15 protein-coding genes are annotated in these 13,624 nt (G+C 64.0%); 7 read left to right on the forward strand and 8 right to left on the reverse strand.

Annotated elements, in window-relative coordinates; genetic code table 11:
* Positions 1 to 63 precede the first annotated feature (63 nt).
* The 7 genes from fliL to fliR are packed head-to-tail and all read left to right on the forward strand — an operon-like array spanning position 64 to position 4,423.
* Complete coding sequence (gene fliL / locus SADO_RS05260) at positions 64 to 549, forward strand: flagellar basal body-associated protein FliL (RefSeq protein ID WP_353109804.1); 486 nt, start codon at positions 64 to 66, stop codon at positions 547 to 549.
* Between the two features lie 8 nt (positions 550 to 557).
* Positions 558 to 1,571 (forward strand): flagellar motor switch protein FliM, encoded by a 1,014-nt coding sequence (gene fliM, locus SADO_RS05265; protein ID WP_353109806.1) that lies wholly within the window; start codon positions 558 to 560, stop codon positions 1,569 to 1,571.
* On the forward strand, positions 1,568 to 2,050 hold the full coding sequence (gene fliN / locus SADO_RS05270; protein WP_353109808.1) for a flagellar motor switch protein FliN: 483 nt from the start codon (positions 1,568 to 1,570) through the stop codon (positions 2,048 to 2,050). The genes fliM and fliN overlap by 4 nt, the downstream gene beginning before the upstream one ends.
* Positions 2,047 to 2,559, forward strand: a complete 513-nt coding sequence (gene fliO / locus SADO_RS05275; RefSeq protein WP_353109809.1) for a flagellar biosynthetic protein FliO — start codon at positions 2,047 to 2,049, stop codon at positions 2,557 to 2,559. Before fliN ends, fliO begins: the two co-directional genes overlap by 4 nt.
* Positions 2,559 to 3,314 (forward strand): flagellar type III secretion system pore protein FliP, encoded by a 756-nt coding sequence (gene fliP / locus SADO_RS05280; protein ID WP_353109810.1) that lies wholly within the window; start codon positions 2,559 to 2,561, stop codon positions 3,312 to 3,314. The genes fliO and fliP overlap by 1 nt, the downstream gene beginning before the upstream one ends.
* A 16-nt stretch (positions 3,315 to 3,330) precedes the next feature.
* Positions 3,331 to 3,600 carry a flagellar biosynthesis protein FliQ gene (fliQ, locus tag SADO_RS05285; protein WP_353109811.1) on the forward strand — a complete coding sequence of 90 codons (270 nt, stop codon included), beginning with the start codon at positions 3,331 to 3,333 and terminating at the stop codon, positions 3,598 to 3,600.
* A gap of 31 nt (positions 3,601 to 3,631) precedes the next feature.
* A complete protein-coding gene (gene fliR / locus SADO_RS05290; RefSeq protein WP_353109813.1) occupies positions 3,632 to 4,423 on the forward strand; it encodes a flagellar biosynthetic protein FliR in 792 nt (263 codons plus the stop codon).
* Positions 4,424 to 4,483: 60 nt separating this feature from the next.
* On the opposite strand, the gene flgL is transcribed toward fliR, so the two are convergent.
* The 8 genes from flgL to flgE all read right to left on the reverse strand — a co-directional run bounded on the left by flgL (position 4,484) and on the right by flgE (position 13,595).
* Complete coding sequence (gene flgL, locus SADO_RS05295; RefSeq protein WP_353109814.1) at positions 4,484 to 5,701, reverse strand: flagellar hook-associated protein FlgL; 1,218 nt, start codon at positions 5,699 to 5,701, stop codon at positions 4,484 to 4,486.
* Positions 5,702 to 5,724: 23 nt separating this feature from the next.
* Positions 5,725 to 7,353, reverse strand: a complete 1,629-nt coding sequence (gene flgK / locus SADO_RS05300; RefSeq protein WP_353109816.1) for a flagellar hook-associated protein FlgK — start codon at positions 7,351 to 7,353, stop codon at positions 5,725 to 5,727.
* A gap of 116 nt (positions 7,354 to 7,469) precedes the next feature.
* Positions 7,470 to 8,651, reverse strand: coding sequence for a flagellar assembly peptidoglycan hydrolase FlgJ (gene flgJ / locus SADO_RS05305; RefSeq protein ID WP_353109817.1), 1,182 nt, complete (start codon positions 8,649 to 8,651; stop codon positions 7,470 to 7,472).
* The gene (locus SADO_RS05310; protein WP_353109819.1) at positions 8,652 to 9,761 is read right to left on the reverse strand and encodes a flagellar basal body P-ring protein FlgI; all 1,110 of its coding nucleotides are present in this window, start codon (positions 9,759 to 9,761) and stop codon (positions 8,652 to 8,654) included. It lies immediately after the preceding gene.
* A 49-nt stretch (positions 9,762 to 9,810) separates the two neighbouring features.
* Complete coding sequence (locus SADO_RS05315; RefSeq protein WP_353109821.1) at positions 9,811 to 10,500, reverse strand: flagellar basal body L-ring protein FlgH; 690 nt, start codon at positions 10,498 to 10,500, stop codon at positions 9,811 to 9,813.
* Positions 10,501 to 10,509: 9 nt separating this feature from the next.
* Complete coding sequence (flgG, locus tag SADO_RS05320) at positions 10,510 to 11,292, reverse strand: flagellar basal-body rod protein FlgG (protein WP_353109822.1); 783 nt, start codon at positions 11,290 to 11,292, stop codon at positions 10,510 to 10,512.
* Positions 11,293 to 11,359: 67 nt separating this feature from the next.
* A complete protein-coding gene (gene flgF / locus SADO_RS05325) occupies positions 11,360 to 12,118 on the reverse strand; it encodes a flagellar basal-body rod protein FlgF (RefSeq protein WP_353109824.1) in 759 nt (252 codons plus the stop codon).
* 58 nt (positions 12,119 to 12,176) lie between these two features.
* Complete coding sequence (flgE, locus tag SADO_RS05330) at positions 12,177 to 13,595, reverse strand: flagellar hook protein FlgE (RefSeq protein ID WP_353109825.1); 1,419 nt, start codon at positions 13,593 to 13,595, stop codon at positions 12,177 to 12,179.
* Positions 13,596 to 13,624 lie beyond the last annotated feature (29 nt).

Consider the following 13,624-nt stretch of genomic DNA (forward strand, 5'->3'; position numbering starts at 1 on the left):
CCATGGCCGGCTGACCGACCCGGGACCGGGCGGCCCGAAAAACACGCAGGACAACCACTTCGAATGGCCACCGACAACACCCAATCCGCCGGCAGCGGCAACAAGACACTCTGGCTCGTGATCATGGCGCTGGCGCTGGTCATCGTCACCGGCGCGGCGATCGGCGGCACGTACATGTTCATGAACGATGACGCCGCTGGCGGCGAAGCCGAGCACGCCAAGAAGGCGCCGCCACCCAAACCGGTTTTCGTGGAGATCGATCCGTTTACCGCCAACCTGCAGGACGCGCGCGGACGCATTCTCTATATCCGCATCGCGCTCAAGGTCGATGGCGAACCGCAAGCCAGCCGCCTGACCGAGCACATGCCCCAGGTGCGCAACCGTATCCTCATGATCCTCACTGATTCACAGGCCGAGCAGCTGACCACCGGCGACGGCAAGCAGATGCTCGCCAACAAGCTGCAGGTCGCGATCGCCGAGCCGTTCATCGACGGCGAGGAGCCGATCGGCGTGCAGGACGTGCTCTTCACCGACTTCATCGTTCAGTAGGCAACGCCGTGGCCAACGACGACATGCTCTCGCAGGACGAAATCGACTCCCTCATGCACGGCGTGAGCGGAGACGAAGCCGCTGCGCCCGCGAAACCGGAAACGAGCGAAGGCAAGACGATTCGTGCCTTCGACCCGGCCGCCCAGCAACGCGTCGTGCACGGCCGCCTGCATGCCTTCGACATCATCAACGAACGCTTTGCGCGGCGTTTCCGCATGGCGCTGTTCAATCTGATCCGCCGCAACGCCGATATCACCGTCGGCCGCGTCAAGATCCAGAAATACAGCGACTTCACCCGCAACCTGCCGGTGCCGGCCAACATCAACCTGATCAGCATCAAGCCGTTGCGCGGCAATGCACTGGTGGTGTTTCCGCCGAACCTGGTCTATCTGGTGGTCGACAGCCTGTTCGGCGGCGATGGCCGTTTCCTGACCCGTTCCGAAGGTCGCGAATTCACTCACACCGAGCAGCGCATCATCCAGCGCCTGCTATCGCTGGCATTGGACAGCTACGCCGAAGGCTGGAAAGGCGTATACCCGGTCGAGCTGGAATATCAGCGCGCCGAGATGCAGGTGAAGTTCACCAACATCACCAACAACGACAACGAGCTGGTCATCAGTTCGACCTTTCACGTAGAGGTCGGCGCCTTCGGCAGCGATTTCCAGATCTGCATGCCCTATTCCATGATCGAGCCGATTCGGGACGTGCTTTCCGGGCCGCTGCAGAAAAAGGATCCGGAAGAAGAACGCCAACGCACCCAGCAGCTCGCCGGCGAGATCAAGCAAAGCAACGTCCGCCTGGTCGCCGACTTCACCACGATCGATACCACGCTGGGACGCGTCTCGCGGCTCGAGGTCGGCGATGTACTGCCGATCGACCTGCCCAAGGAAATCACCGCCCGTGTCGACGGTGTGCCGGTGCTCGAATGCGACTTCGGTCGCCTGAACGACCGCAAGGCACTGCGCGTCACCCGTGTCATCGATCATAAGGCCGCCACGCCTAATCAGGGATCAAAGCAATGAACGACAAGACCGCCGACAACGGCGCCCGCGACGAATGGGCCAGCGCACTCGCCGAACAGGCCGATGCCGACCTGGCCACCGGCCACGGCACCGACGATGCCTGGGGTGACGCGATGGCCGAGCAGGCCGGAAGCAGCAAGCCCGGCACCGGTGAGGCCACCAACGCCGGGGATAGCGTGTTCAAGCCGCTCGAAGGAGAAGCCAAGGCCGGCACGCCACGCGAACTCGACATGATCATGGAAATACCGGTCACGCTGTCGGTGGAACTGGGCCAGACCCGCCTGACGATCAGCGAGCTGCTCGATCTCGCCCAAGGTTCGGTGGTCGAGCTCGACGGCCTGGCCGGCGAGCCGATGTCGATCCTGGTCAACGGCTACCTCATCGCCCAGGGCGAAGTCGTGGTCGTGGACGACAAGTACGGCATCCGGATCACCGAAATCGTCACCCGCTCGGAACGGATTCACAAGCTCAACAAATGAACGACGAGAGCGACGCGCCCCAGGCAGCAACCGATACCGGCAACGCCCAGACCGCGCCCACCAGAGGCACGGCCGACTGGCTGCACACGCAGACGCGTACGAGCAAGGATACGCCGGCCGCCGTGCCGCAGGCCGGCGAACCGCTCGGCGCAGGCAGCCTCGGGCGGACGTCGATCGGGCTGATCATCGTCATCGGGCTGATCTTCGCCTGTGGCGCCCTGCTCAAGCGCTTCGGGCCGTACAAGAACCGCGGCGGCCGCTCGCTGGATATTATCGCCAGCCAGAGTCTCGGGCCACGCGAGCGCGTGGTCGTGATCGAGGTCGAGGACACTTGGCTGGTGCTTGGCGTAGCTCCAAACAGCGTGAACACCCTGCACACCATGCCGGCGGGCGAGCGACCAGCACCCGACGACAAGAGTCGGCCGGCGACCAACCCGAGCTTCAGCGAGGCGTTTGCCGAGAATCTGCGACGCGCCGGTTCCCGGTTCAGCCGCGACGGGCGGCGTTGATGCTTTCAGGGGTCTGGCGGCTGCTGCTGATCGGCCTCGGCGTCGGCATCAGCCTGAGCGCGGGCGCGCAGGACGCCAGCACGCTACCGGGCGTAGTCACGCGCCCGCTCGAGGATGGCGGCCAGGCCTGGACGCTGTCGGTGCAGACGCTTGTCCTGCTCACCGGCATGGCTTTCCTGCCGGCCCTGCTGCTGATGATGACCGGCTTCACCCGCATCATCATCGTGCTCAGTCTATTGCGCAGTGCCATCGGCACGCCGACCGCACCGCCCAACCAGGTGCTGCTCGGGCTGGCGCTGTTCCTGACCTTTTTCGTGATGGCGCCGGTGTTCGACCAGATATACGAAACCGCCTACGAACCGCTCACGCGCGACGAGATCACTTTCCAGCAGGCGCTGCAGACCGGCGCCCAGCCGCTGCGCGAGTTCATGCTGCATCAGACCCGCGAAGCGGATCTCGCGATGTTCGCCAACCTCGGCGACATACCGCCGATGCAGGGCCCCGAAGACGTACCCATGCGATTGCTGCTGCCCGCGTTCGTGACCAGCGAACTCAAGACCGCGTTCCAGATCGGTTTCATGATCTTCATCCCGTTCTTGATCATCGATCTGGTGGTCGCCAGCGTGCTGATGTCACTGGGCATGATGATGGTGCCGCCGGCGACCATCTCGCTGCCGTTCAAGCTGATGCTTTTCGTGCTGGTCGATGGCTGGACCCTGCTGATCGGCTCGCTCGCCGACAGCTTCTTCATGTGAATGCGAGGCCGCTTCGATGAATCCCGCAACCGTCATGGAGCTGGCCTACCAGGGCATGAAAGTGACCCTGCTCATGGCCACGCCGCTGCTGCTCACCGCGCTGCTGGTCGGCTTGATCGTGAGCCTGTTCCAGGCCGCGACCCAGATCAACGAGATGACGCTGTCATTCATCCCCAAGATTCTGGCCGTGTTCGCGACGCTGATTCTGGCCGGCCCGTGGATGCTCAGCCTGATCCAGGATTTCACCCGCGATCTGTTCCTGAGCATTCCCGGCCTGATCGGTTAGACGCCGGTCGCGCCGCGATCCGCCGCACGCCATGATCGAATTCACCACCAGCCAGATCACCGGCTGGGTCATGAGCCTGTTCTGGCCCTTCGTTCGCATCCTGGCGTTCGTGGCGGTCGCACCGATCCTCGGCGAGAACGGTCTTTCGCGGGTGGCCAAGGTCGGGCTCGCGGTGCTGCTGGCGCTGGTCATCGCGCCCACCCTGCCGGCGCCACCCGACGTGCCGCCGGTGTCTTATGCCGGGGTCTGGCTCGTTATCCAGCAGATCCTGATCGGCGTGGCCATCGCCATGGTCATGCGCGTGGTGTTCGCCGCGATCCGCTCAGCCGGCGACTATATCGGCCTGCAGATGGGGCTCGGTTTCGCCTCCTTCTATTCTGCGGCAATGGGCGCCAACGTCATGGTGCTTGCGCAGATCCTCAACGTGTTCGCGCTGCTGTTCTTTCTCGCCTTCGATGGCCACTTGGTGATGATCCGCATACTTGCGCTGACCTTCATCCAGCTACCGATCGGCGCCGGCAACATAGACGCTCAGGGCTGGCAGCTGCTGGTGATGTGGGGCGGTACGGTGTTCAGCGCCGGGCTGACGCTCGCCTTGCCGCTGGTCACGGCGCTGCTGACAATCAACTTCGCGCTCGGCATCCTCAATCGCGCGTCACCACAGCTGTCGATCTTCTCGATCGGCTTCCCGTTGACACTGATAGCCGGCATCGTGCTGCTCACTTTCATGACGCCGGAAATGGGCGGCCTGTTCGAGCGCATGTTCGTGGATGGCATCAATGCCATGGAGGCCATACTGGCCGCGATGGCCGGAGCCGGCTAGCTAGCACGACCTTTCACGCGCAATCCGGCGGGCGGCGCTCAGGATCGCCGCCCATCGCGATCAGACGATATCGAACATCGACAGTTTCTGGATATCGGTGAAGGTCTGCTGCGAGAACTGCAGCGCCACCTGGGCCAGGCTGTATTCGGAAATCGCGCTCACGTAATCGAGATCCTCGAGCTGCGAGCGGGTGGTCTCGTAGTTGAGCGAGCGGTTTTCGCCGACCGTATCCAGCGTATCCAGTTCGTTCATGCGCGAGCCCAGCGACGCACGCACGGTGAGCACGTTGTCCAGCGAGTTGGAGAGTTTGCGGTGCGCGCTGTTGAGCGTGTTCTTGAGCGCCGCATCGCGGGCCGGGGTCTCCGTGCCCTGACGCAGACCGTCGATCACGCCGGCGATGGTATCGAGGACGTTGTTGTCTTCAGCACGACCACGGGCGAAAACGAAATTGTCGCCGTCCGCCGGCACGCCCTTGAGGCTGACCTGCATGCTCTCGCCGAGCGCGATCGCCTCGCCCTCGACGAACGGCTGCTCGGCGACCACCGTGTCGCCCGTTGTGGCGTTGCTCACCGTATAGGTGGTCTGGCCGCCGTTTTCGGTAAAGCGCACTTCGAAGTTGTCGCCATGGTCGGGCGCCGACGCGTTGGCCACGTTCAGGCTCGTGAAGACGCCGGTACCGGCATTGCCTGCATCCGCCGTACCGACGTACTGCGCGCTGTCAGTGACCGAAGCGAAAACCGCGGTGCCGGTATCGTTCACCGCCATGAAACGCGAGGCATCGACCTGGAGTTCCTGGCGGCCCTGATCGCCTTTATAAATCACGCCGCCTGCTTCTTCGACGAAGGGTTGGGTGTCGCCATCAAAGCCTGAAAACAGATAGCGGCCATTGCCATCCTGCGCGTTGGCGCTACCCAGTAGCTGAGCGTAGACACCCTCGAGCTGGGTGGCGATGGAGTTGCGGTCGGCATCGCTGAGCGTGCCGTTGCCGGCCTGAACCAGCAGCGGGGTCGCCGCCTGCAGTGCCGATGTCACCTGATTGAGTTCAGCCTCCTCGGCGGAGAGACTGTTCCGTGCCGCGCTGCGGCTGGCGGTGAACTGGTCGTTGACCGCCGACGCCTGCGAGACCACCAGCGCCTGGGCCGCGGCCCGCGGATCATCGGCGGGGGTGACAATCTTCTTGCCCGTGGCCAGCTGCTGGCCGACATCGGCCACCTTGCTCTGCTGGTTCAGTATCGACCGCATGCTCATGCTGTAGATCGAATTGGTGCTCAGGCGCATGGCGTTTGTCTTCCCGGTGGCGGCTAGGCGCGGATGCCCAGCAGCGAGTCGAACAGGCTGGCGGCGGTTTCGATCACGCGCGCATTGGCCTGATACATCTGTTGGTAATACAGCAGGTTCACGCGCTCCTCGTCGAGATTCACGCCAGACACGGACTGCTGGGCGGTCTCGAGTTCGCTGGTGAGGCGCTCCTGAGCGCTGCTGTTGACCTGCAACGAGCGGGTCTTGTTGCCGATATCGCTGACCAGCCGGGCATAGCTGCTGTTGAAGCTGGTATCGCCGTCGACGCTGGATTCGCTCTGCAGACCGGCCAGTGCCAGCGCGTTGCGGTTATCGCCGGTGCCGCCGTCGGCCTGACCGGCCGCGATCAGTGACGTGTTCTTGATCTCGACTTCGAATGATGCCGCGGCACGCGCGAGCGGCTTGAGTCGGAACGAGTCACCGTCCTGGGGCGCGCCGTCGACATCGACAGTCATGCCGCCAAAGGTCAGCGGCATATCGCCGCCATCGAATACTTGCTTGTCGCCATCACTCAGGCGGGTCACTTCGTACTGATTCGAGTCACCGCGGTAGGCGATCTCGTAGTCGCTGGCGCGCACATCGGCGCTCTCACCGTCGACGAACTGGGCGTTCAGCGTCGCGGTACCGAGATTGTCGGCATCGCCATAGCTGGCCGGCGAGGCGACACCGAAGAACGCCTGGCCGTCGTTGCCTTTCAGGTCCTTGCCGCTCTGGTGCACTTCGTTCACGCGTGCCGCCAACGTGTGGGCAAGCTGATCGAGACGCTGCTGGGCCGGCTCAAGCGAGTCCGAACTGAAGGCCAACAGGCCACCGAGCGTGCCGCCCCGGATGCTGTCTTCCGACAGTTCACGCAGGCGTCCACCGCCAGTTTCGAATGCCACGGCCTTGCGGGTCGGGTCGTCGCTGGAGTTCACGAGCTTGAGCGATTTCGCGCCGTTGGCGTCGACCATGGGCTGGCCGGCGACCGTGACCTGGTAGCTGTTGCCGTCCTGGACCGACACCTTCACATCCACCAGCTCGCCCATCGCCGAAACCAGACTGTCCCGCTGGTCGAGCAGATTGTTGGGCGTCTGTCCGGTCTTGGCCTCGGTCTGCACGATCTGGGTATTGAGATTGGCGATCTGGGCGGCGTAATTATTGATCTGATCCACCGCGCCGCCCATCTGCGACGCCACGCTCTCCTGCATGTCGCCGAGATATTCGGAGAAGGCCCGAAACTGGGCGCTCATGTTGTTCGCGTCACCCAGCATCGACTCGCGCGCGGCCGGGTCGGCCGGGCTGGCGGCCAGCGTCTGCAGACCGGCAAAGAACTGCTGCATCAGCGGCGCGAGGCCGGCTTCGCTGTCGCCGAGCAGGTTGTTGATCTGGGATATCTGGCCGAGATGGGTATCCAGCGCCGAGGAGCTACTCTTGGCATCGTTGAGCTGGCTGGTCAGATATTGCTGGTACTGGCGTTCCACCCCGGTGACACGCACGCCGCCCTGGCCGCTGCCGGCAAGCGTAGTGCTCAGGCTCGTCGTCTGGCGGCTATAGCCGGCCGTGTTGACGTTACTGATGTTGTTGCTGGTCGTGGACAGCCCGGTCTGTGCCGCACCGAGACCGCTCAGGCCAATACCGAAGAGATTGGACATGGATCGCTCTATAAATGTCTGTTGCGCTCTATTTGCGCAACGCTTAAGTGATTAACGGCCAAACCCCTGCAATATTGAACGCCGTCCCGGCCACTACCGGCGGCCCGAATCGGCACCTAGAACAGCTGGCTCAGATCGACGCCTGCTCTGTCCGCCCGCGCGATCTGCACGCCCTCGGTGGGCAGAACCTGGGGCGCGCCAACGCCGGCCGACGTATTGATCACTGGCGCCTGGCCCGCGGTATCGACGAGCGGCGCCGCCGCGACAGGTCCTGCTGTGTCCTCGGGCAGGCGCGACATGATCGAGACGAGTTTCTCGGCATAGGCCGGATCGGTGGCATAACCGCAGTTCTGCAGCGCGCGGGCAGCATCCTCGGCCGTCGGCGCGTTGACTACCGGCGCGTAGCGCGGTGACTCGCTGATCAGGCGCGCGTAGTCGGAGAAGGCGTGTTCGTAGGATTCATAAGCACGAAACGCGGCGCGGGTCTTGTAGGCGCGGCTGCCTGCGAACTCGGTGGTGGTGACCTCGGCGGAATCGCCCTGCCAGCCGGTCGCCTTGATATTGAACACGTTGTAGCTGCGCGAGCCGTCCGCATGCCGGATTTCATGCCGGCCCCAGCCGGTCTCGAGCGCGGCCTGGGCCAGAATCAGCCGCTTGGGCAGACCGGTTTCGTCGCTGGCGACCTGGGCCGCGGACTCCATGCGATCTAGGAAATCGTTGACATGCTTGGGCATGACAGCGCGCCGCACCTTGTCGGCTGCGCTTGTATCCGAACTCTCGACAGCCGCGGCAAAGGCCGGGACGACCGGCGTCTGTGCTGCCTGCAGCGGCGGACGCGGTTTGTCTTCTGCGCCTTTCGCGGCTACCGCCGTGGCCATCGCCTTGGCGCGCGATGCGTCGATCGGATCGGAGGCACGCAGCGGCTGGGGCGCGGCCGTGGGAATACCGGCGAACGCGCTGCCATTGGCGGCGTCCGCTGCCGCGGCATCGGCGGCTTTCGGGCTGCCCTGCAACTGGCGCGTGAGCATGTCGGCCAAGCCGACGCCGCGCTCGGCGAGCGTCTGCGACCACTGCTGATCCATGAGCGACTGATACATATCCGACTGCTGGCTCTGCAGCAGCCCGCTCTCCGGAACGGCCGCACGCATCTGCTTGAGCATCTGCTGCAGGAACAGCGCCTCGAACTGCTTGGCGGCCTGGCGTACACCTTCTTCCGGGTCACGTCGAGCGGAATACTTCAGCTTCGAGATCGACTGGACGCTGAGCGCGAACTCGCCCGAGGCTCCGCCGCTGTTCATCTAGATGATCTCGAGCTCGGCATTGAGCGCGCCGGCGGATTTCAGGGCTTCGAGGATCGCCATCAGATCGGTCGGCGTCGCACCGAGACGGTTGAGCGCATCGACGACCTGGCGCAGTGACGCGCTTTCGCTGATCGTATGCAACACGCCGCTGCCTTCCTGCACGCTAATATCAGCATTCGGCACCACCGCGGTCTGGCCACCGGAAAAGGCGTTCGGTTGGCTCACGATCGGGTTGGAATCGATCACCACGGACAGACTGCCATGGGCGATCGCGGCGCTCTTGAGCGTGACGTTGCTGTTCATCACCACCGAGCCGGTACGCGAGTTGATCACCACGCGCGGGGTCTCGCGGCCCGGCGTCACGTCGAGATCCTGGATACGGGCCAGAAAGGCGACCTTGGCGCTGGCATCGACCGGCGCTTGCAGCTTGATGGTGCGCGAATTGAGCGCGCTGGCCACATTGCTGCCGAAGGCCTGGTTGACGGCGTTCATGGTCCGCAGCGCGGTATTGAAGTCAGCGCGCTTGAGTTCGAGTTCGATCTCGCCGCCACGGGCCAGCTCGGACGGTACGGTCCGCTCGATGATGGCGCCGTTGGGAATCCGCGCCGCACTGGTCTGGTTGACCTGCACACTGCTGCCGGCCGCCCCGGCACTGATGCCCGGCGCGAGCACGTTACCCTGCGCCAGCGCATAGATATTGCCATCCGCGCCCTTGAGCGGCGTCATCAGCAACGTGCCACCGCGCAGGCTCTTGGCGTTGCCCACCGAGGACACGGTCACGTCGAGCTCCTGCCCCGGGCCGGCAAACGGTGGTAGATCGGCGGTGACCATCACGGCGGCCACGTTCTTGAGCTGCATGTTGGTGCCGGCCGGCACGGTCACGCCCAGCTGGGTGAGCATGTTCTTGAGCGCCTGGCTGGTGAACGGCGTCTGCGTGGTCTGGTCACCGGTGTTGCCGAGGCCGACGACGAGGCCGTAACCGACCAGCGGGTTGGAACGCACGCCGCTGAAAGTGGCGATATCACCCAGGCGTGCCGCATGCGCGGTCGCGACCACGGCAACACCGAGCGTGATCGCGGTCAGAGTACGGCACAGGGACTTGATCATCTGATGTTCCATTCATGCAGACAGGAGCGCGCGACTTATTAGACCCGACCTAGATCGGCGACAAATTGAGTAATAGACGCTGAAACCAGCCCATGTTCTGGGCTTCGTCGATATAACCGTCGCCGTAGTACTCGAGACGCACGTTCGCGACCTGGGTCGAGGCCACGGTGCTGTCGGCCGAAATCATGCGGGGATTGACCACCCCGGAAAACAGGATGTATTCCACGCCCTGATTGATGCCGATGCGCTTTTCGCCCGCAACCTGAAGATTGCCGTTGGGCATCACGTCCATGACGGTGACGGTGATCGTACCGACGAAGTTGTTCGAGGCGTTGGCGCCGCCGCTGCCCTTGAATGTGTTGGCGCCCGACAGATCGGTGGCCTGCCCGGACAGCAGGTCTTCCAGCACTTCCGGGATCTGCGTCGGCGTGAACTCGACCGAGCCGTTGCGGCTGGCGTTGGCAGCCGAACTCTTCGAGGCACTGACCTTTTCGTCGAGCACGACGGTGAGAATATCGCCGACCTGGCGCGGGCGGCGGTCCTCGAACAGCGGCTTGGTATAGCTGGCACTGAAGATCGAGCCATCCGCCGGCGGGGCCGGCATCGGCTGCGGCGGCGCGCTGGTCGGGCCTTCGACCACGTTCTTGCGCGGCAACTGGGCACAGGCCGACAGCGCCACGAGTGCGGCGACCATGACGACCAAGCGCAGCACGCGAAACCGGAATGACGGGTTGTGCATGGTCGTCGACTACATCTGGGCCAGACGCTGGAGCATCTGGTCGGAAGTCTCGACCGCCTTGGAATTGATCTCGTAGGCACGCTGGGTGGCGATCATGTTCACCATCTCTTCCACCACATTCACGTTCGATGTCTCGACGAACTTGTGGCGCAGCAGGCCAGCCCCGTTGAGGCCCGGGATGCTGTCGTTACGCGGGCCGGAGGCAGTGGTCTCGCGGTAGAGGTTGTCGCCGATGCTTTGCAGGCCGGTCGGGTTGATGAAGGTGGTCAGCTGGATCTGGCCGACCTGTACGTTCTCGGGCGTGCCCGGCTGGGTGACCGACACGGTGCCGTCGCTGGCCACGCTGATCGACAGCGCATTCTCGGGGATCGTGACCGCCGGCTCGACCGGAAAACCGGTGGCGGTGACGAGCTGGCCGTTCTGGTCGATCTGGAACGAGCCGTCGCGCGTGTAGGCGCTGGTGCCGTCCGGCATCTGCACGGCAAAGAAGCCCTTGCCCTGGATGGCGATATCCTTGGAGTTGCCGGTCTGCTCCAGATTGCCCTGGGTATGCAGACGCTCGCTGGCCACCGGCTGCACGCCGGAGCCGACCTGGAGGCCGGAGGGCAGATTCGTCTGTACCGAGGACATCGCGCCGGGCTGGCGCATGTCCTGATAGAGCAGATCCTGAAACACGGCGCGCGAACGCTTGAAGCCGTTGGTGGACACGTTAGCCAGGTTGTTGGCGATGGTGTCGAGCTTGACCTGCTGGGACTCTAGGCCGGTCTTGGCAATCCAGAGAGAACGAATCATGTGCCTTTCCTCGTTAAGAGCGGGCCGCGCTGAAGTCGGCCTGCATCAATGCTTGGTTTCTGCGCGATCAGGTCAGTGAGAGCAGCTGATTGGCGCTCTGCGCGTTCTCGTCCGCGCTGCTGATCATCTTCATCTGCATCTCGAAGCGACGCGCGTTGTCGATCATCGACACCATCGCCTCGGTCGGATCCACGTTGCTGGACTCCACCGCGCCGCTGACCACGCGCACGTTCTCGTCGGCGGCGAACGGCTCGCCTTCGCTGCCATCCGCCTTCTGGCGCGGGTGGAACAGGTTGTCGGCACCGCGCGCAATGGCTTCGGCCGGCGGGTCGACCAGTTTCAGCTTGCCCACTTGGGCGATTGCGCTCGGCCGATCGCCCGCGCCCAGGGCCGAGATCGTGCCGTCGGCCGCGATCGTGACCTGCGCGCCCAGCGGCAGCACCAGCGGCTGCCCGAACTCGCCGAGCACCGGGTTGCCGTTACTGCGCAGGATGCCGGTGGAATCGGTCTGCAGGCCGCCGGCACGGGTGTAAGCCTCCCGTCCGCCGGCGTCCTGCACGGCCAGCCAGCCAGAACCATCGATCGCCACGTCGAGCGAACGGCCGGTTTCGGTCATCTGCCCCGGCGACATGTCGGCGCCGGGCGTGGTGCTAGCCGTGATCGCGCGCGTTGCCAGACCGTCGCCGTTGACCGGCACCGCCCGAAACATGGACAGCTGGCCCCGGAAACCCGGGGTCGACGCGTTGGCCATGTTGTTGGCCACCACGGCCTGGCGATCCAGGGTCTGGGTGGCGCCGCTCAGGGCGGTATAGATCAATCGGTCCATGACTCAGGCATCCGGCAGCAGTGAACGATCAGGGATCAAGGAAGCTCAGTGCGGTCGTCTAGCGAAGATTGACCGCGGTCTGCAGTACCTGATCCTGCGTCTTGATGGTCTGTGCGTTGGCCTGGTAGTTGCGCTGCGCGATGATCATCTCGACGAGTTGCTGCGACAGATCCACGTTGGAGCTCTCGAGCGTGGCGCCCAGCACACTGCCGAGCTGGCCGGTACCCGCAGTACCCAGACCGGCCTGACCGGATTCCGCGGTCTCGACCCAGGCATTGCCGCCGACCGGCGACAGCCCCTGTTCGTTACGGAAGCTGGCGAGTGCGACCTGGCCCAGGTTGAGCGCCTGGCCATTGGAGTAGGTGCCACGGATCATGCCGTCGGTCTCGAAGGAGATACCGGTCAGATCACCCGAGACATAGCCATTCTGCTGCGGGGTACCCGCAGAGAAACTCTGGGCGGTCTGGGAGGAGCCGTTGAAGTCGAACACGAAATCGATCGGCGCCGAACCGTTCTTGGCGTCCAGACTGTAGGCGACTGCAGTCGCCGGCACGTTCGCTCCCTTGCCCGGCTGCGTCGCCGCGTTCAGATTGCCGTTGGCGTCGAAGTTCAACGTGGTCGCGGGCAGCTGCTCGGTGTAGCTAATCTGGCCGCCGGAGTAGGTGCCGTCACCGTTTTCCATCGCGCCGGCGACATACGCGGTGTAGCTGTTGCCGCTGGCCGAGGTGTAGCTGTAGGTGCCGTTGCCGTCATTGACCGGATCGAAGCCTTCATAGGTTTCGTTGGCGTCGACGGTGGTCGGCAGGTTGGCTTCCGCGCCCAGCGCCATGTCGCCATTCACACGCCAGCTGTTGACGTCGGTCTTGGTGAAATACAGGTTCACGCTGTGCGCGTTGCCGAGCGAGTCGAATACCGTATTCGGCGTGCTCCAGTTGTAGCTGGCGGGATCGTCGGCACTGAACGCGTCGCCCTTGACCTCGGTGCCGGCATCCAACGCGGCTTCGAGCGACGCATCGGTGGTGGCCTTGGCGTTCAGACGCTCGGTCGGAATCTGGATTGGCACGGGGTTGCCGCCCGCCGCCACGCTGGGCTCGGCGCTGGGATTGTTAAAGTTGCTGACGTTGTAGCCGGTCAGCAACGCGCCTTGCGCATTGGCGAGATTGCCTTCCTTGGTCTGCTGGAACTGGCCATTGCGCGAATACAGCGTCTGCGACCCGTCGGTCAGCCGAAAGAAGCCGCCGCCGTCGATCGCCAGATCGAGATTACGGCCGGTATTGGTAAGCGCGCCACCGGTGAAGCTCTGGGTCACACCGGAGACCTGGGCGCCGAGGCCGGTCTTGGCACCGGCATATATATCAGCAAACTCGCTGCGACCCGACTTGAAGCCGACGGTCTGCGAATTCGCGATGTTGTTACCGATGGTGTCCAGGCTGCTGTTGGCAGCATTCAGACCACTGACGCCTTGCGTGAAACTCATGATGGTTGCCCCTCGTTTTTCGACTTTTG

The organism is Salinisphaera dokdonensis CL-ES53, from assembly GCF_040361215.1.
GTDB lineage: Bacteria > Pseudomonadota > Gammaproteobacteria > Nevskiales > Salinisphaeraceae > Salinisphaera > Salinisphaera dokdonensis.

Excerpts from the sequence above, each read along its gene's own strand:
- fliL (WP_353109804.1), top strand. The coding sequence starts at position 64 with ATGGCCACCGACAACACCCAATCCGCCGGCAGCGGCAACAAGACACTC.
- fliN (WP_353109808.1), top strand. The coding sequence starts at position 1,568 with ATGAACGACAAGACCGCCGACAACGGCGCCCGCGACGAATGGGCCAGC.
- fliO (WP_353109809.1), top strand. The coding sequence starts at position 2,047 with ATGAACGACGAGAGCGACGCGCCCCAGGCAGCAACCGATACCGGCAAC.
- fliP (WP_353109810.1), top strand. The coding sequence starts at position 2,559 with ATGCTTTCAGGGGTCTGGCGGCTGCTGCTGATCGGCCTCGGCGTCGGC.
- fliQ (WP_353109811.1), top strand. The coding sequence starts at position 3,331 with ATGAATCCCGCAACCGTCATGGAGCTGGCCTACCAGGGCATGAAAGTG.
- fliR (WP_353109813.1), top strand. The coding sequence starts at position 3,632 with ATGATCGAATTCACCACCAGCCAGATCACCGGCTGGGTCATGAGCCTG.
- flgL (WP_353109814.1), bottom strand. The coding sequence starts at position 5,701 with ATGCGCCTGAGCACCAATTCGATCTACAGCATGAGCATGCGGTCGATA.
- flgK (WP_353109816.1), bottom strand. The coding sequence starts at position 7,353 with ATGTCCAATCTCTTCGGTATTGGCCTGAGCGGTCTCGGTGCGGCACAG.
- flgJ (WP_353109817.1), bottom strand. The coding sequence starts at position 8,651 with ATGAACAGCGGCGGAGCCTCGGGCGAGTTCGCGCTCAGCGTCCAGTCG.
- SADO_RS05310 (WP_353109819.1), bottom strand. The coding sequence starts at position 9,761 with ATGATCAAGTCCCTGTGCCGTACTCTGACCGCGATCACGCTCGGTGTT.
- SADO_RS05315 (WP_353109821.1), bottom strand. The coding sequence starts at position 10,500 with ATGCACAACCCGTCATTCCGGTTTCGCGTGCTGCGCTTGGTCGTCATG.
- flgG (WP_353109822.1), bottom strand. The coding sequence starts at position 11,292 with ATGATTCGTTCTCTCTGGATTGCCAAGACCGGCCTAGAGTCCCAGCAG.
- flgF (WP_353109824.1), bottom strand. The coding sequence starts at position 12,118 with ATGGACCGATTGATCTATACCGCCCTGAGCGGCGCCACCCAGACCCTG.
- flgE (WP_353109825.1), bottom strand. The coding sequence starts at position 13,595 with ATGAGTTTCACGCAAGGCGTCAGTGGTCTGAATGCTGCCAACAGCAGC.